The 23,001-nt window shown below is 62.5% G+C and carries 21 protein-coding genes; 16 read left to right on the top strand and 5 right to left on the bottom strand.

The genetic code is table 11. The features are described from left to right. Window positions 1–427 precede the first annotated feature (427 nt). The 3 genes from modA to modC are packed head-to-tail and all read left to right on the top strand — an operon-like array spanning window position 428 to window position 2,944. Window positions 428–1,180, top strand: coding sequence for a molybdate ABC transporter substrate-binding protein (gene modA / locus B0E42_RS28990; protein ID WP_077508765.1), 753 nt, complete (start codon window positions 428–430; stop codon window positions 1,178–1,180). Beyond that, window positions 1,181–1,861 carry a molybdate ABC transporter permease subunit gene (gene modB, locus B0E42_RS28985; RefSeq protein WP_053189184.1) on the top strand — a complete coding sequence of 227 codons (681 nt, stop codon included), beginning with the start codon at window positions 1,181–1,183 and terminating at the stop codon, window positions 1,859–1,861. Window positions 1,862–1,864: 3 nt separating this feature from the next. After that, on the top strand, window positions 1,865–2,944 hold the full coding sequence (gene modC, locus B0E42_RS28980; RefSeq protein WP_077508763.1) for a molybdenum ABC transporter ATP-binding protein: 1,080 nt from the start codon (window positions 1,865–1,867) through the stop codon (window positions 2,942–2,944). Between the two features lie 156 nt (window positions 2,945–3,100). Here the strand turns inward: modC and B0E42_RS30990 are convergent, their stop codons facing one another. Continuing rightward, complete coding sequence (locus B0E42_RS30990; protein WP_139353245.1) at window positions 3,101–3,424, bottom strand: hypothetical protein; 324 nt, start codon at window positions 3,422–3,424, stop codon at window positions 3,101–3,103. Between the two features lie 11 nt (window positions 3,425–3,435). On the opposite strand from B0E42_RS30990, the gene B0E42_RS28975 reads away from it, so the two are divergent. Continuing rightward, window positions 3,436–4,491, top strand: a complete 1,056-nt coding sequence (locus B0E42_RS28975) for a DNA topoisomerase IB (protein ID WP_077508761.1) — start codon at window positions 3,436–3,438, stop codon at window positions 4,489–4,491. A 117-nt stretch (window positions 4,492–4,608) separates the two neighbouring features. Continuing rightward, a complete protein-coding gene (locus B0E42_RS28970; RefSeq protein WP_053180358.1) occupies window positions 4,609–5,172 on the top strand; it encodes an ATP-dependent Clp protease proteolytic subunit in 564 nt (187 codons plus the stop codon). 15 nt (window positions 5,173–5,187) lie between these two features. Here B0E42_RS28970 and B0E42_RS28965 read toward each other — a convergent pair whose 3' ends face one another. Continuing rightward, on the bottom strand, window positions 5,188–5,721 hold the full coding sequence (locus B0E42_RS28965; RefSeq protein ID WP_018606008.1) for a DUF3087 family protein: 534 nt from the start codon (window positions 5,719–5,721) through the stop codon (window positions 5,188–5,190). Window positions 5,722–5,939: 218 nt separating this feature from the next. Here B0E42_RS28965 and ppnN point away from each other — a divergent pair, with 218 nt between their 5' ends. Then, window positions 5,940–7,313 carry a nucleotide 5'-monophosphate nucleosidase PpnN gene (ppnN, locus tag B0E42_RS28960; RefSeq protein WP_018606010.1) on the top strand — a complete coding sequence of 458 codons (1,374 nt, stop codon included), beginning with the start codon at window positions 5,940–5,942 and terminating at the stop codon, window positions 7,311–7,313. Window positions 7,314–7,473: 160 nt separating this feature from the next. Here the strand turns inward: ppnN and B0E42_RS28955 are convergent, their stop codons facing one another. Together B0E42_RS28955 and B0E42_RS28950 are read right to left on the bottom strand one after the other, a co-directional pair. After that, a complete protein-coding gene (locus tag B0E42_RS28955) occupies window positions 7,474–8,133 on the bottom strand; it encodes an HAD family hydrolase (RefSeq protein ID WP_053189492.1) in 660 nt (219 codons plus the stop codon). Between the two features lie 167 nt (window positions 8,134–8,300). Then, window positions 8,301–9,647 carry an MATE family efflux transporter gene (locus tag B0E42_RS28950; RefSeq protein WP_077508759.1) on the bottom strand — a complete coding sequence of 449 codons (1,347 nt, stop codon included), beginning with the start codon at window positions 9,645–9,647 and terminating at the stop codon, window positions 8,301–8,303. A 450-nt stretch (window positions 9,648–10,097) separates the two neighbouring features. Between B0E42_RS28950 and B0E42_RS28945 the strand changes: the two genes are divergently transcribed. Genes B0E42_RS28945 through B0E42_RS28905 form a run of 9 tightly spaced genes read left to right on the top strand, consistent with a single transcriptional unit; the run spans window position 10,098 to window position 18,805 of the window. Beyond that, a complete protein-coding gene (locus tag B0E42_RS28945) occupies window positions 10,098–11,312 on the top strand; it encodes a methyl-accepting chemotaxis protein (RefSeq protein ID WP_077508757.1) in 1,215 nt (404 codons plus the stop codon). Between the two features lie 11 nt (window positions 11,313–11,323). Continuing rightward, on the top strand, window positions 11,324–11,692 hold the full coding sequence (locus tag B0E42_RS28940) for a response regulator (protein WP_003203044.1): 369 nt from the start codon (window positions 11,324–11,326) through the stop codon (window positions 11,690–11,692). A gap of 15 nt (window positions 11,693–11,707) precedes the next feature. Further along, entirely contained in the window at window positions 11,708–11,992 is a 285-nt protein-coding gene (locus tag B0E42_RS28935) for a lipid asymmetry maintenance protein MlaB (protein ID WP_018606018.1), read from the top strand. A 39-nt stretch (window positions 11,993–12,031) separates the two neighbouring features. Continuing rightward, on the top strand, window positions 12,032–14,134 hold the full coding sequence (locus tag B0E42_RS28930) for a chemotaxis protein CheA (RefSeq protein WP_077508767.1): 2,103 nt from the start codon (window positions 12,032–12,034) through the stop codon (window positions 14,132–14,134). A gap of 33 nt (window positions 14,135–14,167) precedes the next feature. Continuing rightward, entirely contained in the window at window positions 14,168–15,826 is a 1,659-nt protein-coding gene (locus B0E42_RS28925; protein WP_077508755.1) for a methyl-accepting chemotaxis protein, read from the top strand. A 39-nt stretch (window positions 15,827–15,865) separates the two neighbouring features. Further along, window positions 15,866–16,402 carry a chemotaxis protein CheW gene (locus tag B0E42_RS28920; protein ID WP_077508753.1) on the top strand — a complete coding sequence of 179 codons (537 nt, stop codon included), beginning with the start codon at window positions 15,866–15,868 and terminating at the stop codon, window positions 16,400–16,402. Beyond that, window positions 16,399–17,235: a protein-glutamate O-methyltransferase CheR gene (locus B0E42_RS28915; protein WP_077508751.1), complete on the top strand. Its 837-nt coding sequence runs from the start codon at window positions 16,399–16,401 to the stop codon at window positions 17,233–17,235. Before B0E42_RS28920 ends, B0E42_RS28915 begins: the two co-directional genes overlap by 4 nt. Beyond that, on the top strand, window positions 17,232–17,729 hold the full coding sequence (gene cheD / locus B0E42_RS28910) for a chemoreceptor glutamine deamidase CheD (RefSeq protein ID WP_077508749.1): 498 nt from the start codon (window positions 17,232–17,234) through the stop codon (window positions 17,727–17,729). The genes B0E42_RS28915 and cheD overlap by 4 nt, the downstream gene beginning before the upstream one ends. 2 nt (window positions 17,730–17,731) lie before the next feature. Further along, entirely contained in the window at window positions 17,732–18,805 is a 1,074-nt protein-coding gene (locus tag B0E42_RS28905; protein ID WP_003203057.1) for a chemotaxis response regulator protein-glutamate methylesterase, read from the top strand. A gap of 1,185 nt (window positions 18,806–19,990) precedes the next feature. On the opposite strand, the gene B0E42_RS28890 is transcribed toward B0E42_RS28905, so the two are convergent. Further along, complete coding sequence (locus tag B0E42_RS28890) at window positions 19,991–20,524, bottom strand: hypothetical protein (RefSeq protein WP_018601097.1); 534 nt, start codon at window positions 20,522–20,524, stop codon at window positions 19,991–19,993. A 718-nt stretch (window positions 20,525–21,242) separates the two neighbouring features. Between B0E42_RS28890 and B0E42_RS28885 the strand changes: the two genes are divergently transcribed. Next, the gene (locus B0E42_RS28885) at window positions 21,243–22,991 is read left to right on the top strand and encodes an ABC transporter permease subunit (protein WP_077508747.1); all 1,749 of its coding nucleotides are present in this window, start codon (window positions 21,243–21,245) and stop codon (window positions 22,989–22,991) included. The last annotated feature ends 10 nt before the right edge of the window (window positions 22,992–23,001 follow it).

The following is a 23,001-nucleotide window of genomic DNA, read 5'->3' as shown; positions in this document are numbered from 1 at the left end:
ACATCCAGGCACACCACCGGACCTGTGGGGGCGGAGCTTGCTCGCGATAGCGGTAGTACATTCAAAATGGATGCAAGCTGATCGAACGCCATCGCGAGCAGGCTCGCTCCCACAGGGGATTGGGGACAACCGGCACATCCGGGTACACCACTGGACCTGTGGGAGCCGAGCTTGCTCGCGATAGCGGTAGTACATTCAAAATGGATGCAAGCTGACCCACCGTCATCGCGAGCAAGCTTGGCTCCCACAGGGTTCTGTGGTGAACATGAATCTTGCTGCCACCTCAGGTCCCGTGTGGGAGTGAGCTTGCTCGCGATGGGGCCAGCCCCTGCAACCTCACTCCCCAGGCAAAATGCCGCGTTCCGTTTGTCGGTCATTCGCTATATATTCTGGTATATAGCGAACCTGACCCTACGGAGCCTCACCTATGCGCCCCACCCGCTTCGCGCCGTTGCTGCTGACCACGCTCTTCACCGTTGGTGCCGTCCAGGCCGCTGAGGTGCAAGTGGCGGTCGCTGCCAATTTCACCGCGCCGATCCAGGCCATCGCCGCCGATTTCGAAAAAGACACCGGGCATAAACTGATAACGGCATACGGCGCCACCGGGCAGTTCTACACTCAGATCAAGAACGGCGCGCCATTCGAAGTCTTCCTCGCCGCCGACGACACCACCCCGGCCAGACTCGAAAGCGAAGGCGACACCGTCAAGGGCTCGCGTTTCACCTACGCAGTCGGCACCCTGGCGCTGTGGTCGGCCAAAGAGGCTTATGTCGATGGCACGGGGCAGGTCCTCAAGCACAACGACTTCCAGCACCTGTCCATCGCCAACCCGAAAGCCGCACCCTATGGCCTGGCCGCGACCCAGGTGCTGGACAAGCTCGGCTTGAGCGCGCAGGTGAAAAGCAAGCTCGTCGAAGGCCAGAACATCACCCAGGCCTATCAGTTCGTCTCCACCGGTAATGCCGAACTCGGCTTCGTCGCCTTGTCCCAGGTGTACAAGGACGGCAAAGTGACGGGCGGCTCGGCATGGATCGTCCCGGCCGAACTGCACGACCCGATCAAACAGGACGCGGTGATCCTCAACAAAGGCCGGGACAACCCCGCTGCCGCGGCCCTGGTGGATTACCTCAAGGGCCCGAAAGCCGCCGCCATCATCCAAACCTACGGTTACCAACGCTAAATGCCCCTGACCAGCGCCGACTATGCCGCCATCTGGCTGACCCTGAAACTGGCGTCATTGACCACCGTGATCCTGCTGCTCATCGGCACGCCCATCGCCTTGTGGCTGTCGCGCACCCGCTCCTGGCTGCGCGGGCCGGTGGGTGCGGTGGTGGCGCTGCCGTTGGTGCTGCCGCCCACGGTGATCGGCTTCTACCTGTTGCTGGCGTTGGGGCCGAACGGCTGGATCGGCCAGGTCACCCAAGCCCTCGGGCTAGGCACCCTCACCTTCAGCTTCACCGGGCTGGTGATCGGCTCGGTGATCTATTCCATGCCGTTTGTGGTGCAGCCGTTGCAGAACGCCTTTGCCGCCATCGGCAGTCGCCCGCTGGAAGTCGCCGCCACCCTGCGGGCCGGGCCCTGGGATACGTTTTTCAGCGTCATCCTGCCCCTGGCCCGCCCCGGTTTTATCACGGCGGCGATTCTCGGCTTTGCCCACACCGTCGGCGAATTCGGCGTGGTGCTGATGATTGGCGGCAACATTCCGGAGAAAACCCGGGTGGTGTCGGTGCAGATCTACGACCATGTCGAAGCCTTGGAATACGCCCAGGCCCATTGGCTGGCCGCGGCGATGCTGGTGTTTTCATTCCTGGTGCTGCTGGCGCTGTATTCCAGCCGCCGAACCCGTGCAGGTTGGAGCTGATCGATGATTCACGCGCGTTTTCAGCTCGACCACGGGGCTTTTTCCCTGGACCTGGATGTGCAATTGCCCGGCCGTGGCGTGACCGCCTTGTACGGGCCTTCCGGTTCCGGCAAAACCACCTGCCTGCGCTGCATTGCCGGGTTGGAGCGGCCGGCCCGGGGGTTTATCGAGGTCAATGGCCAAGTCTGGCAAGACAGCGAGCACGGTGTGTTCGTGCCGCCCCATAAACGGTCGGTGGGGTATGTGTTCCAGGAGGCGAGCCTGTTCGCCCATCTGTCGGTGCGGGCCAACCTGGCGTTCGGCATCAAGCGCATCGCGCCGGCACAACGGCGGGTGGACATGCAACAGGCGACCGAACTGCTGGGCATCGGGCACTTGCTCGATCGGCAGCCGCACAACCTGTCCGGCGGCGAACGCCAGCGAGTGGGCATCGCCCGCGCCTTGCTCACTAGCCCGCAACTGCTGCTGATGGATGAGCCGCTGGCGGCCCTCGATACCCGGCGCAAAAACGAAATCCTGCCGTACCTGCAACGGCTCCACGATGAACTGGACATTCCGGTGCTGTATGTCAGCCATTCCCAGGACGAAGTGGCGCGCCTGGCCGATCACATCGTGCTGCTCGACGGCGGCCGCGCGCTGGCCAGTGGGCCGATCGGCGAAACCCTGGCCCGGCTCGACCTGCCCTTGGCCCTGGGGGATGACGCTGGAGTGGTGATCGAGGGCAAGGTCAGTGGTTATGACCCGGCTTATCAATTGCTGACCCTGAATCTGCCCGACAGTCAACTGAACGTACGCGTGGCCCACACCTCCCTGGCCCTCGGCCAGCCGCTGCGTTTCAAGGTCCAGGCCCGGGACGTCAGCCTCAGCCTGGCGAACGATGCCCAGACCAGCATCCTCAATCGCCTGCCGGTCACCGTGGTCAGCGAACAGGCCGCCGACAACGCCGCCCATGTGCTGATCCGCCTGGAAGCCGCCGGCACCCCGCTGCTGGCGCGCATCACCCGCTATTCGCGCGATCAGCTCAAGCTGCATCCGGGGCAGGTGTTGTGGGCGCAGATCAAGGCGGTGGCGGTGTTGGCGTAGGGTCCATACCAGCGGATCACACTGTGGGAGCTTGGGAGCTTGGGAGCTGTGGGAGCTGTGGGAGCAAGGCTTGCCCGCGATGCAAGCACCTCGGTGTAGCTGATAGACTGAGGTGATGCTATCGCGGGCAAGCCTTGCTCCCACAGGTTTGTTCCCTCAGGTTTGTTCCCTCAGGTTTGCTCCTGCTGGTTTGCTCCTGCTGGTTTGCTCCTGCTGGTTTGCTCCTGCTGGTTTGCTCCTGCTGGTTTGCTCCTGCTGGTTTGCTCCTGCTGGTTTGCTCCCACAGGTTTGCTCCTGCTGGTTTGCTCTTGCTGGTTTGCTCCTGCTGGTTTGCTCCCACAGGTTTGCTCCTGCTGGTTTGCTCTTGCTGGTTTGCTCCTGCTGGTTTGCTCCCACGGGTTCGGCGGCAACATCAGAATCTTGGCACGACCCGAACAGCCTGCGGTCAATGAATTCACAGGCCACCGGATTCGTTGCCAAGGACTCTTTTCATGCCCGACACCCTGCCGCCGGATGCACTGCCGGCCGACCTGCATTATGTCGATGACACGGCTCCGGGCATCACCCGCAAAAAGCAGCGGGGCCAATTCTGTTATTTCGACCCGCAGGGCCAGCGCATCACCGACGCGGCCGAGATCCAGCGCATCAATGCCCTGGCGGTGCCACCGGCCTACACCGATGTCTGGATCTGCACCGACCCGCGCGGCCATCTCCAGGCCACCGGGCGCGATGCCCGTGGGCGCAAGCAGTACCGCTACCATACGCGCTGGCGTGAGGTGCGCGATGCGGACAAGTATTCGCGGATGCTGGAATTCGGACGGGCCCTGCCGCGCTTGCGCAAGCGCCTGGAAGCCATCCTCGCCACGCCCGGCTTCAGCCGCGACAAAGTCATGGCCACCGTCATCACCCTGCTGGACGTGACCCTGATCCGCGTCGGCAACAGTCAATACGCCCGGGACAATCGCTCCTACGGCCTGACGACCCTGCGCGACAAACATGTCGAGGTCAACGGCAGCGCCATCGCCTTCCAGTTCCGCGGCAAGAGCGGCATCGAGCACCAGATCACCGTGAAGGACCGGCGCCTGGCGCGGATCATCAAGCGCTGCCAGGAGATCCCCGGACAGAACCTGTTCCAGTACCTGGACGAAGACGGCGAGCGCCACGCCATCAGTTCTTCGGACATCAACGCCTACCTCAAGACCCTCACCGGCGCCGACTTCACCGCCAAGGACTACCGCACCTGGGCCGGCAGCGCAGCCGCTCTGGCCGGGTTGCGGACGCTGCGCTGGGAAACCGAGAGCGAGGCCAAAAGACACGTCGCCGAGATGGTCAGGCACGTCGCCCGCCAGCTGGGCAACACGCCCACCGTCTGTCGTAAATGCTACATCCACCCTGCGGTGGTGGAAGGTTTTCTGCTCGGCGCCCTGAAGGCATTGCCCAAACCCCGAGCCCGCAAAGGCCTCAGCGAAGAAGAAGCCGGGCTGACGCTCTTCTTGCAGCGCATGACGCAAGCCGCCGAGGCGTGCGAACAGGAGCAATCGGTTTAACGCGATTCACCCGCAGCGAGCCAGGAAGGCGGAACATCCGCAGAGCACCGGACTCCCAACTTTACGGCACGACCACTGCGCAGGTTTTCAAAAGGGTGAAATCGACAGGAGTTTCAGATGTCCGAACACATTGTCCATTTTCATTGCCAGATCGATCAGGGCACCACGGAACGCTTTCGCGACAACTGCCTGGAAGCCATTGAGAAAGGCGCCGACTCGCTGATGCTCAATCTCTCCACAGTCGGTGGCAGTACCAACTTCGGTTTCACGCTCTACACCTTCATCAAGTCCCTTGCGGTACCGGTGCGTGCGGTGAACGCCGGCAACATCGAGTCCATGGGCATCGTCATGTACCTGGCCGCCAGCGACCGCACCACCACCCCACATTCGCGTTTTCTGATCCACCCGATGAACTGGTACTTCGGCCAGAAATCCGTGGACCACTCACGCTTGCGCGAGTACCTGTCCAGCCTGGACAACGACGTGGCGCGCTACGTGGAAATCTACGTCAAGGAAACCGCTGGTGCGGCGACGCAGCTGGATATCTTCAAATGCCTGTGCGCCGAAGAGCGGGTGATTCCGGCGGAAAACTCCCTGGCTTTCGGCATTGCCCATCGGGTCGAGCAAGTGGTTTTCCCAGCGGATGCCAAGCATTGGAAAGTCAGCGGCGGCGAGGATTAGAAGTGCGGACCCCGATCAGCCCGCGCTGTAGGCCTGCTTCACCGTCTCGATCCAGCTCGGCTCCAGGCGCGACTGTTCGGTGTCCAGGCCCAGTGCCTGCATCTTCGCCAGGTGCGCGTCGGCCTCTCGCGCCAGGGAGCCCTGGGCGCTGGAGTTGGCGTCCAGCTGATGCATCTGGGCCAACCCCAGGTGATAGAAGCGCAGCAGCTTCATGGCGGTGGGGTCCTGGGCCTGCACACCGGCTGTCACCTGGTGCATCACGTTGGTGATTTTCATCAGGCTGCGCTTGAGCTGCCAGCCGTACACGGCGGCGGCCATCCACGGCTGCGACCAGAAATACTGGCGCATCAGCACAGCCATCGCCAACACCGCGACAATCACCCCGCCGAGATTGAAACGAAAGTTATCGCCTCCAGGCGTCCCCAGCAGCATCACGGCCAGGCTGGACAGCAACATCGCCAGGGCCAGGAACACCACCGCGATGATCAGGGTGCTGCGGCGGGTCTGCTTGCGGTAGGTGTCGCCATCCCACGGTTTGATCTCGAACATCGCGGCGCAATTTCCTTGTACGGCATTAAAAGAGTCACGCATTATCGCCTGCCCGGTCGAATTAGCTATGCTGGGGCTCATTTTGTAGCGCTACCGACTCGCCGGGTCCGGATCAAAGTCCATGGCGATAGCGCAAGGATCGTGCGATCTTTCTGCGTGGACGTTTTTTTTCAAGATGCCGTCGTTGTGTGCATGGCATCGTTTTCAAGGAAAGCTGAATGACTCAAAGACATGTAATCAATGCCTCGGTAAGCCCCAAGGGCAGCCTGGAGACCTTGTCCCAGCGCGAAGTCCAGCAACTGAGCGAAGCCGGTTCCGGCAGCATCTATACCCTCTTCCGCCAATGCGCCCTGGCCATCCTCAACACCGGCGCCCATGTTGATAACGCCAAGACCATCCTGGAAGCCTACAAGGACTTCGAGATCCGTATTCACCAGCAGGACCGGGGCGTGCGCCTGGAGCTGCTGAACGCGCCGGCCGATGCCTTCGTCGACGGCGAAATGATCGCCAGCACCCGGGAAATGCTCTTCAGTGCCCTGCGCGACATCGTCTACACCGAGAACGAGCTGGACAGCCAGCGCATCGACCTCAGCTCGTCCCAGGGCATCAGCGACTACGTGTTCCACCTGCTGCGCAACGCCCGCACCCTGCGCCCTGGCGTGGAGCCGAAAATCGTCGTGTGCTGGGGCGGTCACTCGATCAACACCGAAGAATACAAATACACCAAGAAGGTCGGCCACGAACTGGGCCTGCGCAGCCTGGACATCTGCACCGGTTGCGGCCCGGGCGTGATGAAAGGCCCGATGAAAGGCGCCACCATTGCCCACGCCAAGCAGCGCATCCATGGCGGTCGCTACCTGGGCCTGACGGAACCGGGCATCATCGCCGCCGAGGCGCCGAACCCGATCGTCAATGAGCTGGTGATCCTGCCGGACATCGAGAAACGCCTGGAAGCCTTCGTGCGTGTCGGTCACGGCATCATCATCTTCCCGGGCGGCGCTGGTACGGCGGAAGAGTTCCTCTACCTGCTCGGCATCCTGATGCACCCGGCCAACCAGGACCTGCCGTTCCCGGTGGTCCTCACCGGGCCGAAAAGCGCCGCGCCGTACCTTGACCAGTTGCATGCGTTTGTCGGCGCAACCCTGGGCCCGGCGGCGCAACAGCACTATCAGATCATCATCGACGACCCGGCCGAAGTGGCGCGGCAGATGACCCAGGGGCTCAAGGAGGTCAAGCAGTTCCGCCGCGAGCGCAACGACGCCTTCCACTTCAACTGGCTGCTGAAGATCGACGAGGGCTTCCAGCGCCCGTTCGACCCGACCCACGCCAACATGGCCAGCCTGGGCCTGAGCCGCGACCTGCCCGCCCACGAACTGGCCGCCAACCTGCGCCGGGCGTTCTCGGGGATCGTGGCCGGTAACGTCAAGGACAAGGGCATCCGCCTGATCGAAGAACACGGCCCATACGAGATCCACGGCGACGCCGCCATCATGGAACCCCTCGACCGCCTGCTCCAGGCCTTCGTCGCCCAGCACCGCATGAAACTGCCGGGCGGCGCGGCGTATGTGCCGTGCTATCGCGTGGTGACCTGACCGGTTCGAAGACCACCGTAGATCCAATGTGGGAGCAAAGCTTGCTCGCGATAGCGGTTTTAAAGCCAACAGAGGTGTTGTCTGTGACGACGCTATCGCGAGCAAGCTTTGCTCCCACAGGCGCGCTCCCACAGGGGATTGTGATTAGGGGATCGTGTGGTTACTGAATCCGCATCAGGCCGGCTTCATCCACCTCAATGCCTAGCCCAAGGTAATCCTTGATCTGCGGATGAAGGGTGACCACTGGGTGCGTATGCGTCGCCGTTACCACCAGCACATCCGCCTCGGCGGCCTCGCCTGCCCGGATGCCCGCCTCGGCATCTTCAAACACCAGGCACTCCTGCGGCGTCACTTGCAGGCGCTCGGCGGCCAGGCGATAGCAGGCGGGGTTGGGCTTGCCGTCGCTGACGTCTTCGGCGGTGACCATCACCCCGGGACGCGGGATCCCCGCCGCTTCCATACGACGCAAGGCCAATGCCATGGGCGCGGAGGTGACGATTGCCCAGCGCTCTGGCGGCAGGCTGTTCAGAAAGGCCTGCGCACCGGGCACCTGGACCACCCCTTCGACATCTTCGATTTCCTCGCGGGTAATCTGCTCGGCTTCGGCCTGGGCATCCACCCCTGGCAGGTGCTGGCGAGCGATGGTGTCGATGGCGCGCACGCCATGGATCGTCGGCAGGAACGTCGCCACGTCAACGCCGTGGCGCAGGGCCCAGCGCGTCCAGATCCGCTCGGCGGCGGCGATGGAATTGAGCAATGTGCCGTCCATGTCGAACAGGAAGGCGCGGTAGGCAATGGGGTTGGGGGGACTGGCAGGCATCGGATCCTCGGTGGTTGAGTCTGTGGGAGCAAAGCTTGCTCGCGATAGCGGTTTTAAAGCCAACAGGGGCGTTGTATGTGATGAGGTCATCGCGAGCAAGCTTTGCTCCCACAGGCTGACCCACTGCTGACCCAAAGGGGATTTGTGTTGTGTCAGAAAGCTCTGATCTACACCAACCGCTCAATCGGCTGATGCTGCCAGACCAATTTGTAATACAGCGTCTGCAACACCAACATGCTCAGGTAAGCCACCGGGAACGCCATCCACACCCCTTGCAGCCCGAAATGTGCGTCCAGCAGATACGCCGCCGGCACTTGCACGGCGACGATGCAGAAGATCGAGATGGCGACCGGCACCAGCACCGTGCCGCTGGCGCGCATGATGCCGCCGACGATCGCCTGGAAGCCGAACACCAGCAGGCTCCAGAGCATGATGTGCAGCAGGTGCTCGGCCTGGACCCGTGCCGCCGGGTCGGTGATGAACAGCCCCAGTAGCCAGTGGGACAACAGATAGCCCAGGACCACCAGCCCACCGGTAAGCCAGAGGTTGATCAACAGCCCCGTGCGCAGGATCGGCCCCAGGCGCTCCAGGCGTCCGGCACCGATGGCCTGGGCACCGAGGATCGAGGCGGTGATGGCAATCGACAGCGCCGGAAACTGCACGTAGTTGACGATCTGCGTCACCGCGCCATAGGCCGCCGTGGCCTGGGAACCGTGGCTATTGACCAGCGTCAGGATCACCAACTCGGACAACGAGATCACCACCATCTGCAACCCGGTGGGCAAGCCGATGCGCAGCACTTTGCCGAGGATGTCCTTGTCCAGGCGCATCGCCGCGAACAATGCACGGTCCGGCGCCAGGGCATGCTCGCGGCGGCTCAGGCGCCACGCCAGCATCAGCATCGCTGACGTCGTCCCCACCAGCCCCGCCCATGCCGCGCTCTGGATGCCCATCTGCGGCAACCCCAACCAGCCACGGATCAACGCGGGCGTGAGCAGCAGCCCGACACTGGTGGACACCAGCAGCGCCAACATCGGCGACACCGTATCGCTCACCCCGCGCAGCAGTTGGGTAAACAGCACAAATACCAGCAACATTGGCAGGATCCACATCATGACCCGGGCATAGGAAACGGCGTCCTCCAGCACATCGGCCGGCGTGCCAAGCCCCTGCAACGCCTGGCGCGCAAAGACACTGCCCAGCACCGCCGCCACCAGGCCAATGATTGCCCCCAACAACAACGTCGAACCGGCAATCGCCTTCACCGTGCCGGTTTCTCCGGCGCCGTAGGCCTGGCCAATCAATACCCCCGCCCCCGCGCCGAGGCCGATCACCAATGCGATAAAGAAAAACACGATGGGAAACATGCCCGACACCGCCGCCAAGGCCTGGGTGCCGAGCATCTGGCCGATGTAGATGCTGTTGAGCGTGCCAGACATGGACTGCAGGAAGTTGGACAGGACCATGGGGGCCAGGAACAGGAGATAGGTTTTCCAGAGGGGCTGGGTGGGCATGAGGGCTCTGATGGCAGGTTCGAAAATCCGGGTGCCGGTAATTTAGCGCAATCCAATCATCTGTTTCAGAAGAATCAGCGCGGACCGCTCTTGTGGCGAGGGGATTTATCCCCGCTGGGCTGCGAAGCGGCCCTAAAAGCCCACACCTCGCTCCATAGGCCGATTATATGCACCGATCTTGGGGCCGCTTCGCAGCCCAGCGGGGCGGTGCGACGTTTCGCTAAATCCCCTCGCCACAGGGGTTCTAGATCGTGGCTTATACCTTCGTCGGGTGCATTCGACATTTCACAGACTGCGTCTAGTCTGAAGTAGCACAGTGCCACGCACCGTGTAGGCCAATGCCTACAGTAATACCGGCATCGGACAGCCGGTCTTAAAGTCCGAGTAGAGGTCGCAGATAACCAGTTATTCGCAAATAACCTGTTAGAAACTCTGTTCAAGGACCGAACCATGACGTCGTACCCACACGGTCATTCCTTCGCCCAACCACCGCGCATCCTCTGGAACACAGTGCTCGTCGCTTTTGTTGCAGCCGTTGGCGTCGTGCTGCTCAACGGTCCAAGTGTACAGAACATCATTCTGGGCATTGCCCTTTTGGCCATTGGCGTCGGCGCTGGCGTATGGGGGGCGCGTTCGCAACGCCAGCAGTTCGACAGCGCCCTCGCCGCCGCCATGGCCCGCCACGACCAGCAAGCCACCGAGCACCCGGCCCATAACACCCGCAAGCAACTCAACGAAGTCATCCTCGGTGCCATGCCGATCTGGGCCAAGCAAGTCGAAAGCTCCCGGCAGCAGACCGAAACCGCAATCGTCTCGCTGACCAACCGCTTCACCGGCATTTCCTCGCGCCTGGAAGACACCGTGCAAGCCTCGCAACTGGCCGCCGGTGAACTGGCCGGCAAAAGCAGCGGCGGTGCCCTGCAGGTGTTGGCCCAGAGCGAAGGTGAACTGGTCAAGGTCATCGATTCGCTGAAGGCCACCCAGGCCAGCCGCGACGAAACCCTGGCCCAGGTGCGTAACCTGACGGCCTATACCGGCGAGCTGCGGACCATGGCCGCCGACGTCGCGGCGATTGCCGCGCAGACCAACCTGCTGGCCCTCAACGCCGCCATCGAAGCCGCCCGTGCCGGCGAAGCCGGGCGTGGGTTTGCCGTGGTGGCCGACGCCGTGCGCAGTCTCTCGAGCAAGTCCAGCGAGACCGGCCAGCAGATGTCGGCCAAGGTCGACATCATCAACAGCGCCATCACCCAACTGGTGCATGCCGCGTCCAGCGGCGCGGACCAGGACAGCCATTCGGTCACTGCCTCCGAGCAAAGCATCCAGCAGGTGCTGGAGCGCTTCAAGAGTGTCACCGGCCGCTTGGCCGACTCGGCCGACATGCTGCAGCGGGAAAGCTTCGGCATCCGCGATGAACTCACCGAGGTGCTGGTCAGCCTGCAATTCCAGGATCGGGTCAGCCAGATCCTCAGCCACGTGCGCGACAACATCGAGGACCTGCATGTGCACCTGCAGCAGGCCGGTCAGTCGCCCGAACAGGCCGTTTCCATCGACGCCCGCCAATGGCTGGCGCGCATGGAAACCACTTACGCCACCGACGAGCAACGCCGCAATCACCACGGCGACTCGAGCGCGCAACAGACTTCACAGGAAATTACCTTCTTTTAGGAGCGCCGTTCATGGCTAAAAGTGTATTGGTTGTCGACGACTCCGCGAGCGTTCGGCAGGTGGTCGGCATCGCGCTGAAAAGTGCCGGCTATGACGTGATCGAAGCCAGCGATGGCAAGGATGCACTGGGCAAGCTCAATGGCCAGAAAGTGCACCTGATCATCAGTGACGTGAACATGCCCAACATGGACGGCATCACCTTCGTCAAGGAGGTCAAGAAGCTGGCCAGCTACAAGTTCACGCCGATCATCATGCTCACCACCGAATCCCAGGAATCGAAGAAACAGGAAGGCCAGGCCGCCGGAGCCAAGGCCTGGGTGGTCAAGCCATTCCAGCCTGCACAGATGCTGGCGGCGGTATCCAAGCTGATTCTTCCTTGATCGCCGGAGGCTCCCATGCCGTTGCAATACGAGACACACGATGACACCGCCCAGGTGCACATCGACGGCGAGCTGACGATCTACACCGCCGCCGACCTGGCCGCGCAATGGTTGCCGCACCTGGGCGCAACACCGCGGATGGCCCTTGATCTGTCGCAGATCACCGAAATGGACGGCGCCGGCCTGCAACTGCTGCTGATGGTACAGCGCGAGGCCGCCAGGGCCGGCACCCAACTGACATTGACCGGCCAAAGCAAAGCCGTTACGGAAACACTTGCCCTGTGCAACCTGGTTGCCTAGGGCCGTTGCAATACGTCGGACACGACAAAGGATATGAGCGTGAGCATCAATCTCGATCAGGCACAACAGACCTTCATCGTCGAGGCACGGGAACAGTTGGAGGCGATGGAAGAGTCGCTGCTGCAACTGGAAACCGACCCCGGTGACGATGACGCCATTGGCGCGATCTTCCGGGCGGCGCACACGATCAAGGGCTCGGCCGGGCTGTTCGGCCTGGAACCGATCGTCAGCTTCACCCACATCGTCGAAGACGTGCTCGATCGCCTGCGCAACGGCAGCGTCGAAGTGGACGCCGGCCTGATCGCGGTGCTGCTCAAGTCCAGCGATCACATGCTGGAACTGATCAACGTGGCCGCCAACCAGGGCGGAGCGCTGACGCCACCGGCCCTGCAACGGGAAGTGGAACTGTGCCAGATCCTGCAGGAGTACCAAGCGCCCTCGCCCGCTGCGACCCCGACGCCAGCCCCTGAAACCAACACCCGCGAACCCGGCGAAACGCGCCTCTGGCACATCTCCCTGCGCTTCAGCCAGGACGTGTTCCGCAACGGCATGGACCCGCTGTCGTTCCTGCGCTATCTGCAAACCCTGGGTGACATCGTCGACCTCACCACCCTGACCGACGCCCTGCCCGCCGCCGATACCTGGGACGCCGAATCCTGCTACCTGGGCTTCGACATCGAGTTTCGCTCGACCGCCAGCCACGGGGCGATCAACGAAGTGTTCGATTTCGTCCGCGAAGACTGCGTGATCGAGATCGTGGCCCTGGATGACGACATCGCGCCCCCGGCCAACACCGGCCTGGTGACCACGTCGCCGGAACCGGCCGAGGAAAGCACCGCGTTGGTCGCCACCGGCGAGTTGTTGTCCGACCAGCGCAAGACGCCGCGCATGCCCGCCCAGATCGCCAGCGACAAACAGGCGGTGACCAGCGACAGCAAGGCCAAGGACGGCACCTATGTGCGGGTCAATGCCGACAAGCTCGACGAACTGATCAACCTGGTGGGCGAACTGGTCATCGCCAGCGCCGGCACCAGCCTGCTGGCCCGCACCTGCAACAACGATCCGTTGCAGGAATCCACCTCGACGGTGTCGTCACTGGTGGAGGAAATCCTCGACGGTGCCCTGCGCCTGCGCATGATCCCCATCGGCGAAACCTTCAACCGCTTCCGTCGGGTGGTGCGCGATGTCAGCCAGGAACTGGGCAAGGACATCGACCTGATCATCAGCGGCGCAGAGACCGAGCTGGACAAGACCGTGGTGGAAAAAATCGGCGACCCGCTCATGCACTTGCTGCGCAACGCCATGGACCACGGCATTGAAACCGCCGAGGCCCGGTTGGCGGCCGGCAAACCGGCCAAGGGGCACCTGCACCTCAACGCCTATCACGACTCGGGCAGCATTGTGCTGGAGATCGCCGACGACGGCGCCGGCCTGAACCGCGACCGGATCCTGGAAAAAGCCCAGGAACGTGGCCTGGTGACACCCGGCGCGAACCCGACCGACCAGGAAATCTACAACCTGATCTTCGAACCCGGTTTCTCCACCGCCCAGGCCGTGACCAACCTTTCCGGGCGTGGCGTGGGCATGGACGTGGTCAAGCGCAACATCACCCTGCTGCGCGGCACCGTCGACCTGGACAGCCAGCCCGGCAAGGGCACCGTGGTGCGCATCCGCCTGCCGCTGACCCTGGCGATCATCAATGGTTTTCTGGTGGGCATCGGTCAGTCGACCTATGTCATTCCGCTGGACATGGTCCAGGAATGCATCGAGCTGAGCGAAGACGACGGGTTCGCCAGCCGCGAACAAGGCTACCTCGACCTGCGCGGCGAGGTGCTGCCGCTGGTCTACCTGCGCGATCACTTCAGCCACGAAGGCCCGGCCGCGCGCCGGCAGAACGTGGTGGTGGTGCGCTACGCCGAACTCAAGGCTGGGTTGGTGGTGGATGACTTGCTGGGTGAATTCCAGACCGTGATCAAGCCGCTGGGCAAGCTGTTCGGTGCCCTTCGCGGCATCAGCGGCTCGACCATCCTGGGCAGTGGCGCCGTGGCGTTGATTCTCGACGTACCGGCGCTGCTCACCCAGATCGCCCAAGTGGAAAACCGTTACACACCGACTCAATTACAACAAGCCAACGCTCGCTGACGCTTTAGCAATTCCATGGAGAGGTACTTCCCAATGAAATGGTTCTACGATCTTAGAATCGCCACCAAACTGATCACTTCATTTCTTGTGGTGCTGGCGCTGACCGCCGTCATGGGGGTGTTCTCGATCATTCAACTGGGCCAGGTGAACCACACCGCCCTCGACATCCGTGAAAACTGGATGCCGTCCATGCGCGCAGCCTCGGGTATGCGCTTCTATGCGGCGAGCTATCGCCTCAAGGAAAACCGCCATATTGTCGCCGACTCCGAGCAAGAGCGCGTCACCCTCGAGCAGGAAGCCGAGGAAGCCAAGAAGGCCTTCGAAACACGCCTGGCCACTTACGAAAAACTGCTCTCCAGCGCTGAAGATCGTCAGCTATTCGACACCACCCGCAACGACTGGGCCGCCTATCTGGCGATCAGCAAAGATCTGCTCGCATTGTCCCGGCAGAACCTGACCGAGCAGGCCAATGCAATGCTCAAGGGCGAGTCCAAGCATCGGTTCGACCTGGTAACCGGCGACCTGCAAAAACTGGTCGAACTCAACGCGGCTGGCGCTGATGTCGCCAGTGCACACGGCACCCAGCTGTATGAAAACGCACGCCTGTCGATCATCGTCGTGCTGGTTGCCGCCCTGCTGGTGGGCCTGGGCCTGGCGCTGTTCATCTCGCGCATCATCTCCCGCCCCTTGAAACAGGCCGCCGCCGTCGCCGAACAATTGGCCGAAGGCAACCTGAACGCGAAAATCGAAGGTGGCTCCAAGGATGAAACCGGCATGGTGCTCAACGCCATGCAGAACATGGTCGGCAAGCTCTCGCACATCATCGGTGAAGTGCGCAACGCCGCCGACAACCTGGCCAGCGCCTCCGAAGAAGTCAGCGCCACCGCGCAATCGATGAGCCAGGCCACCAGCGAGCAGGCGGCCAGCGTCGAGGAAACCAGTGCCTCCATCGAGCAGATGAGCGCCAGCATCAACCAGAACACCGAGAACGCCAAGGTCACCGACGGCATGGCCAGCAAGGCTGCCAAGGAAGCCACCGACGGCGGCGAATCGGTGCAGCAGACCGTGGTGGCGATGAAGAAAATCGCCCAGCGCATCAGCATCATCGACGACATCGCCTACCAGACCAACCTGCTGGCGCTCAACGCCGCCATCGAAGCCGCCCGCGCCGGTGAACACGGCAAAGGCTTCGCGGTGGTCGCCGCCGAAGTGCGCAAGCTGGCCGAACGCAGCCAGGTGGCCGCCCAGGAAATCGGCGAGCTGTCGTCCAGCAGCGTCGACATGGCGGAAAAGGCCGGGAGCCTGCTCAACGAGATGGTCCCGTCGATCAACAAGACTTCGGACCTGGTGCAGGAAATCAGCGCCGCCTCCGAAGAACAGGCCGCCGGTGTGGCGCAGATCAACACCGCCATGACCCAGCTCAACCAGGTGACCCAGCAAAACGCCTCCAGCAGCGAAGAACTGGCCGCCACCGCCGAGGAAATGAGCAGCCAGGCCGAACAGCTGCAACAGGCCATGAGTTTCTTCACCCTGGACACGCCGCCCAAGTCTGCCGTGCAAGTTGCCAGGGTCGATAACACCCCAGGTCCGTCCAGCCGCAAACCGGCCCGGGCACCGGCACCGGTCATGCCTAAAGCGTTTGCCTACACCATGGCCAGCGCCCCGGATGAATCGGAATTCACCCGGTTCTGATGGCCCGGTTCCACTGGCTTGCTTAAAGGAGAAAAAGCAATGGGCGCCATCGCGACCACCCGTCAAACCGCCCTCGCGGTCGAGGAAGAAGCGCAATACCTGACGTTCATGCTCGGCACGGAGATGTTTGCCATCGGCATCCTGTGCATCAAGGAAATCATCGAATACGGCAACCTGACCGTGGTGCCGATGATGCCGACCTTCGTGCGCGGGGTGATCAACCTGCGTGGCGCGGTGGTGCCGGTGGTGGACCTGTCGGCCCGTTTCGGCCGGCCGAATTCAGCGATCAGCCGCCGCAGCTGCGTGGTGATCATCGAGGCGGCCAGCGCCGACGGCCAGGCCCAGGACATTGGCCTGCTGGTGGACACGGTGTCGGCGGTGCTGGAAATCCCGGCCTCGCAGATCGAACCACCACCGAGCTTCGGTGCGAAGATCCGCGCAGATTTCATCAGTGGCATGGCCAAGGTCGATGGCAAGTTCGTCATCGTGCTGGAGGTGGACCGCGTGCTGTCCATCGATGAAATGTCCCAACTCGCCGAAGCCAGCCCGAACGCGCTGGAAGTGGATGCCCCGTGAACGCCGATACCTGCAAGGAACGCACGCTGAACAGCCAGGCGCTCACTGACCGAGAGTTCGGCCAGTTCCAGTCCTGGCTGTACCAGGCCGCCGGCATCAGCCTGTCCGAGGCCAAGAAAGCCCTGGTGGCCGGGCGTTTATTCAAGCGCCTCAAGCACTATGGGCTGGACAGCTATGGCGAGTATTTCAAGCTGATCATGAACGGCCAGCGCAGCGATGAGTTGCAGGTAGCGCTGGACCTGCTCACCACCAACGAGACCTACTTTTTCCGCGAGCCCAAGCATTTCGATTTCCTGCGCCAGCACGTGCTGCCCCACGCGACACCGGGCAAGACCTTTCGCTTGTGGAGCGCGGCCAGCTCATCGGGGGAAGAACCCTACAGCCTGGCCATGACCCTGGCCGAAGGGCTGGGCACCACGCCCTGGGAAGTCATCGGTTCGGACATCAGCAGCCAGGTGCTGGCCAAGGCGCGCGCCGGGCATTATCCGATGGAGCGCGCCCGCACCCTGCCCCAGCCGCTGCTGGTGAAATATTGCCTCAAGGGCACCGGCAGCCAGCAAGGCACGTTCCTCATCGACCGGGCATTGCGCAACCGGGTCAACTTTATCCAGGTCAACCTCAACGACACTTTGCCGGAGTTGGGGGAGTTCGATGTGATCTTCCTGCGCAACGTCATGATCTATTTCGACCAGCCCACCAAAAGCAAGGTGGTTGCCCGCTTGCTCCCCCGGCTCAAGCCCGGCGGCTATTTCATCATCAGCCACTCGGAAAGCCTCAACGGCGTGTCCGATGCATTGAAACTGGTGGCGCCCTCGATTTACCGCAAACCATGAACGCCGCCATCAGGGAAGTGGCCGAGGTGTACCTGGCGCCCGGGGAGTTTCGTTTCGCCACCTGCCCGACGCGCCTGCGCACGATCCTCGGTTCTTGCGTGGCGATCACCCTGTGGCATCCGGAACGCAGGATCGGCGGCATGTGCCACTTCATGTTGCCCAGTCGGGTGCGCTGCTCCACCGCACTGAACGGCCTCTACGCCGACGAAGCCATCGAACTGTTCATCCGCCAGGCGCGGGCCCACCACACCGAACCCGAGGATTACCAACTCAAGCTGTTCGGCGGTGGCGAGATGTTCCCCGAGCTGCAACGCCATGTGCCCTACGGCGATGTGGCGCGGCTGAACGTCAACGCCGCGCTGGAAATAGCCGCCCTCTATCGCCTCGACCTGATCGCCCAGGACATGGGCAGCACTGGCCACCGCAGCATCATCTTCGACCTTTGCAGCGGCGATGTGTGGGTCAGGCACCAACCTATAAGGACCCGGCACTGACTATGTCAAAAAAGATCAATGTACTGCTGGTGGATGACTCTGCCGTGGTTCGCCAGGTGTTGCTGGCGATCCTCAGCGACACACCGGACATCCACGTCATGGGCGCGGCGTCCGACCCGATTTTCGCCATGGACAAACTGGCCAAGGAATGGCCCGACGTGATCGTGCTGGACGTGGAAATGCCGCGCATGGACGGCATCACTTTCCTGAAAAAAATCATGAGCGAGCGCCCCACGCCGGTGGTGATCTGCTCGTCCCTGACACCCCGGGGCGCGGAAACCACCTTGCAGGCAATGGCCGCTGGCGCGGTGGAAATCATCACCAAGCCCACCACCGGCCTGAAGAACTTTCTGTTGGAGTCGGCGCCGGAACTGGTGTCGGCGATCCGCGCCGCCGCCCAGGTCAACGTACGCAACCTGGGCAAGCGCCCCGCCCCGATCGCGCTGACGCCCGCGACCAAACTCACCGCCGACGCCATGCTGCCCGCCGCCAACGGCCACGCCATGGCGCAGACCACCGAACGCATCGTCGCCCTGGGCACCTCCACTGGCGGCACCCAGGCCCTGGAAGCGGTGCTCACCGCCCTGCCGCGGGTGTGCCCGGGCATCGTCATCGTCCAGCACATGCCGGAAAAATTCACCGCCTCGTTTGCCGCCCGGCTCAACAGCCTGTGCCAGATCGAAGTGCGCGAGGCCCGCAACAACGACCGCATCCACCCGGGCCTGGCGCTTATCGCACCGGGCGGCAAACACATGATGGTGACCCGTAGCGGCGCGTTCTATCACGTGCAGGTGGTGGACGGCCCACTGGTCAACCGCCACCGCCCTTCGGTGGATGTATTGTTCCGCTCAGTCGCCAAATTCGCCGGCCGCAACGCCACCGGCATCATCATGACCGGCATGGGCGACGACGGCGCCCGCGGCCTGAAGGAAATGCTCGACGCCGGCAGCACCACCGTGGCCCAGGACGAAGCCAGCTGCGTGGTCTTCGGCATGCCCAAGGAAGCGATCAAGCTCAATGCTGCGCAACGGGTGATGGGGTTGCAGGAGATTGCGCAGGTGATTTTGCATCGGTAACAGGAACCGACCCCACAGTGGCGCTCGATCAGGGCGGTGAAGATCGTTCCTCACGCTCCGCGTGGGAATGCCGCCTGGGACGCTCCGCGTTCCGCTTCTGGACGGTGACGCAGAGCGTCACGGGATGCATGCCCACGCAGAGCGTGGGAACGATCAGGTTGCGGGGGCTGGAAGATCGTTCCTCACGCTCCGCGTGGGAACGCCGCCAGGGACGCTCCGCGTTCCGCTCTGGAAGGTGACGCAGAGCGTCACGGGATGCATGCCCACGCAGAGCGTGGGAACGATCTGCGTGTGGAGGCTGGAAGATCGTTCCTCACGCTCCGCGTGGGAATGCCGCCAGGGACGCTCCGCATTCCGCTTCTGGAGGATGACGCAGAGCGTCACGGGATGCATGCCCACGCGGAGCGTGGGAACGATCAACGTGTGGAGGCCGGAAGATCGTTCCTCACGCTCCGCGTGGGAACGCCGCCAGGGACGCTCCGTGTTCCGCTCTGGAAGGTGACGCAGAGCGTCACGGGATGCATGCCCACGCAGAGCGTGGGAACGATCAGGTTGCGGGGGCTGGAAGATCGTTCCTCACGCTCCGCGTGGGAATGCCGCCAGGGACGCTCCGCGTTCCGCTCTGGAAGGTGACGCAGAGCGTCACGGGATGCATGCCCACGCAGAGCGTGGGAACGATCAGGTTGCGGGGGCTGTGGAAGATCGTTCCTCACGCTCCGCGTGGGAACGCCGCCAGGGACGCTCCGCGTTCCGCTTCTGGACGGTGACGCAGAGCGTCACGGGATGCATGCCCACGCGGAGCGTGGAAACGATCAGGTTGCGGGGGCGGTGAAGATCGTTCCTCACGCTCCGCGTGGGAATGCCGCCAGGGACGCTCCGCATTCCGCTTCTGGAGGGTGACGCAGAGCGTCACGGGATGCATGCCCACGCGGAGCGTGGGAACGATCTGCGTGTGGAGGCCGGAAGATCGTTCCTCACCCTCCGCGTGGGAATGCCGCCCGGGACGCTCCGCGTTCCGCTTCTGGAGGGTGACACAGAGCGTCACGGGATGCATGCCCACGCGGAGCGTGGGAACGATCTGCGTGTGGAGGCCGGAAGATCGTTCCTCACGCTCCGCGTGGGAATGCCGCCCGGGACGCTCCGCGTTCCGCTTCTGGAGGGTCGCGGGGGCGGTGAACGCCGTGGTCAATACCATCGCTGGATCTCAATCAACCCTTCCATCCCTGCATAATTGCGCGCGCTGGAATAGCGCCAATGCTCCGGTAACTCCACATACCCGCGCTTCACTGGGTTGAAATGGATGTAGTCCAATTTCTGGCGCATGACCGCTTCGCTATAGATTTGCTCCGCATGTGAGCCTTCTTGCCATAACTGATAGACCCGGTCCTGCTTATGCGCTCGCTTGCTGAACCGCAGGCGTTGCAATGCCCGCTCAGCACCCTTGCTCTGTAGGTCGTTGATGATCTGGCGCGCCGTAAAGGATTTGAACTGACGCAAGCATTTGCTCAGATTCGGCGCTTGGGCAACGAAATGCAGATGGTTTTCCAGAACGACATAACCGAACAACTGCAAGTTCTGATGGGTTTGCTGATAACGCCAGCACCCAAGCAGGTGATCAACGAGATAGGGCCGTATGAACAGCGGCAACCACTCCATCAATGTGCAGGTGAGAAAGTGGGGTTTTTCGGGTTCGGTGATGACGTAGCGGCTCCGGCCCATGGGATGCCTTCCTTTGCGGCGTGGGGAATGACCATGTTGCCGGTTTCGAGGCGTTTGGGGATAGACGAACAGGGCTCGGAGCATGTGGGAATGGTCGGAAAAAACTCGATGATCGTTCCCACGCTCTGCGTGGGAATGCAGCCTGGGACGCTCTGCGTCCCCTTCAAGAGCCGAACGCGGAGCGTCCGTGGAGGCATTCCCACGCGGAGCGTGGGAACGATCAACAGTGGCCTTGTCGCTATAGAGGCTTTAGCAGCGTGTGCCTACACGGGCGAAATCGTCGCCAGCACGCCGATCAAAAGGGTCAGTGCCAAAAAACCACCCAAAAAAATCGCCATCTTCGCCATGAGCACTCCTGGGCCAAAAAATTGCAGTACACGGGCCGTCCGATAGGCAAACCGCGTGGTTATTCTGGGGTGGGGCCCGGGTTCATGACAGAGGCACCTGACGCAGGAAAATACGGATCAGATAAACGCCCTCCCGCCCCCGGCGCGCAACTTTCAATAGGCGACAAATACGGCGAAGTTCTTTCATCGAAGGGAAACGGATATACCAAAGTATATTTTCATGTCCCAAGTCAGCGTGGTCTTCAGCCCAGGCAGCCCTTAATCTTGCCGGGCATTTAACGCCCCCGTTCAAGTGCGCTTCAACTTCATGACATCCAATGATCGCAAGTGTGGTCGCGGCCCTGGTTTTCAAAGAGTAATAGAGGTGACCCATGCGCCCTTCTTTCCTTGCACCTGTATTGACGCCCTTCAAAAACCGGGAGCAACTTCCTGCTAATTCCTGGCGGGCCGATATCGCGTTGTTGGGCCTCCTCGTACTCTTGGCCGCCTTTGTATTCCATGGCCTGGATCAAATGAACCAGCCCCTCGGCGTGCTTGACGCTTCACCGCTGTCCCTTGAGCTGGTGCACCTGCCGGAATACACCTTGCGCACGACGTTGCGCATGTTCATCGCCTTGTTCGCTTCGTTTGTATTTTCCTTGGTCGTCGCCACGTTGGCCGCCAAAAGCCGCAAGGCTGCAATCGTTATCCTGCCAGCGTTGGATATTCTCCAATCGGTGCCAGTCCTTGGCTTTCTTACGTTTACCGTTGTGTTCTTCATGGGACTGTTCCCGGGCAAGGAAACCGGCGTGGAGTGCGCGGCCATCTTCGCAATCTTCACCAGCCAAGTCTGGAACATGACCTTCAGCTTCTATCAATCGCTGAGAACCGTGCCCAACGATCTTTACGAGGTCAGCCGACAGTTCGCCTTTTCGCCATGGCAACGTTTCATCAGGCTGGAGTTGCCCTTCGCCACGCCGGGCCTGGTGTGGAACATGATGATGTCGATGTCGGGCGGCTGGTTTTTCGTGGTTGCTTCCGAGGCCATCACCGTCGGCGACACCACCGTCAGCCTGCCGGGGATCGGTTCATGGCTGGCGCTGGCGATCGAGCAGCAAAACATCGCCGCGATTGCTTGGGCGGTGCTGGCCATGGTCGGGGTGATCATTGCCTATGACCTGCTGTTTTTCCGGCCAATCGTCGCCTGGGCGGACAAATTCCGCTTTGAGCAGACCGCCTCCCAGAAACGCCCACGGTCGAGGGTCTACGACCTGCTGCGCTCGACGCGCCTGGTGCCTTTGGTGCTGCTGACGCTGGGCAGCGTCAAGGCCTCGTTGTTCCTGGAGAAGCTCCCCCGGCTGCCGTCCATCCGCTTCACGACCAGTGCCCGCGTCAGCCGCGCAGCCGACCGGGTCTGGCTCGCCCTGGTCGCCGCTGCCTGCATCGCCGGCATCCTGCAGGTGTCGCGGTTCATCGGCAGCACCTTAGGTTGGGAGGACGTGGCCAGTACCTTTGGCCTGGGCCTGATCACCCTGGTGCGAGTCAGCGTGCTCATCGTGCTGGCCAGCGTGGTGTGGGTGCCCATCGGCGTCTGGATCGGCTTGAACCCGCGCTGGGCCGAGCGCCTGCAACCCATCGCGCAGTTACTGGCAGCCTTCCCGGCCAACGTGCTGTTTCCGTTCGCGGTGATCGCCATCGTCGCCCTGAAACTCAACCCCGATGTCTGGCTTTCGCCGCTGATGATCCTGGGCACCCAGTGGTACATCCTGTTCAACGTGATTGCCGGTGCCAGCGCCCTGCCGACTGATTTGCGCGAGGCGGCGCGCAGCTTCCACATACACGGCTGGCAGTGGTGGCGCCAAGTCGCGCTGCCGGGCGTCTTCCCTTACTACGTCACCGGCGCCCTCACGGCAGCGGGTGGCTCATGGAACGCCAGCATCGTCGCCGAGGCGGTGTCTTGGGGCGACCACCATTTGTACGCGTCCGGCTTGGGCGCCTTCATCGCCCAGGCGACCACGGCCGGGGATCTGCATCGGGTGGCGCTGGGCATCGTGGTCATGTCGATTTTCGTGGTGGGCTTCAACCGGTTGCTGTGGCGCCCGCTGTACGGTTTCGCCGAACGTCGGCTTCGAATTGATTGAGGGGTGATCC

Source organism: Pseudomonas sp. A25(2017) (assembly GCF_002001065.1).
Taxonomy (GTDB): Bacteria; Pseudomonadota; Gammaproteobacteria; order Pseudomonadales; family Pseudomonadaceae; genus Aquipseudomonas; species Aquipseudomonas kilonensis.
This window is presented reverse-complemented; position numbering and strand designations above follow the sequence as displayed.

What these genes read in the sequence shown, in the direction of transcription:
- B0E42_RS28925 (WP_077508755.1), top strand. Translation starts at nt 14,168, where the DNA reads ATGAAATGGTTCTACGATCTTAGAATCGCCACCAAACTGATCACTTCA.
- modA (WP_077508765.1), top strand. Translation starts at nt 428, where the DNA reads ATGCGCCCCACCCGCTTCGCGCCGTTGCTGCTGACCACGCTCTTCACC.
- B0E42_RS28945 (WP_077508757.1), top strand. Translation starts at nt 10,098, where the DNA reads ATGACGTCGTACCCACACGGTCATTCCTTCGCCCAACCACCGCGCATC.
- B0E42_RS28940 (WP_003203044.1), top strand. Translation starts at nt 11,324, where the DNA reads ATGGCTAAAAGTGTATTGGTTGTCGACGACTCCGCGAGCGTTCGGCAG.
- modC (WP_077508763.1), top strand. Translation starts at nt 1,865, where the DNA reads ATGATTCACGCGCGTTTTCAGCTCGACCACGGGGCTTTTTCCCTGGAC.
- B0E42_RS28965 (WP_018606008.1), bottom strand. Translation starts at nt 5,721, where the DNA reads ATGTTCGAGATCAAACCGTGGGATGGCGACACCTACCGCAAGCAGACC.
- B0E42_RS28955 (WP_053189492.1), bottom strand. Translation starts at nt 8,133, where the DNA reads ATGCCTGCCAGTCCCCCCAACCCCATTGCCTACCGCGCCTTCCTGTTC.
- cheD (WP_077508749.1), top strand. Translation starts at nt 17,232, where the DNA reads ATGAACGCCGCCATCAGGGAAGTGGCCGAGGTGTACCTGGCGCCCGGG.
- B0E42_RS28920 (WP_077508753.1), top strand. Translation starts at nt 15,866, where the DNA reads ATGGGCGCCATCGCGACCACCCGTCAAACCGCCCTCGCGGTCGAGGAA.
- B0E42_RS28885 (WP_077508747.1), top strand. Translation starts at nt 21,243, where the DNA reads ATGCGCCCTTCTTTCCTTGCACCTGTATTGACGCCCTTCAAAAACCGG.
- B0E42_RS28970 (WP_053180358.1), top strand. Translation starts at nt 4,609, where the DNA reads ATGTCCGAACACATTGTCCATTTTCATTGCCAGATCGATCAGGGCACC.
- B0E42_RS28890 (WP_018601097.1), bottom strand. Translation starts at nt 20,524, where the DNA reads ATGGGCCGGAGCCGCTACGTCATCACCGAACCCGAAAAACCCCACTTT.
- B0E42_RS28975 (WP_077508761.1), top strand. Translation starts at nt 3,436, where the DNA reads ATGCCCGACACCCTGCCGCCGGATGCACTGCCGGCCGACCTGCATTAT.
- B0E42_RS28905 (WP_003203057.1), top strand. Translation starts at nt 17,732, where the DNA reads ATGTCAAAAAAGATCAATGTACTGCTGGTGGATGACTCTGCCGTGGTT.
- B0E42_RS28950 (WP_077508759.1), bottom strand. Translation starts at nt 9,647, where the DNA reads ATGCCCACCCAGCCCCTCTGGAAAACCTATCTCCTGTTCCTGGCCCCC.
- modB (WP_053189184.1), top strand. Translation starts at nt 1,181, where the DNA reads ATGCCCCTGACCAGCGCCGACTATGCCGCCATCTGGCTGACCCTGAAA.
- ppnN (WP_018606010.1), top strand. Translation starts at nt 5,940, where the DNA reads ATGACTCAAAGACATGTAATCAATGCCTCGGTAAGCCCCAAGGGCAGC.
- B0E42_RS28935 (WP_018606018.1), top strand. Translation starts at nt 11,708, where the DNA reads ATGCCGTTGCAATACGAGACACACGATGACACCGCCCAGGTGCACATC.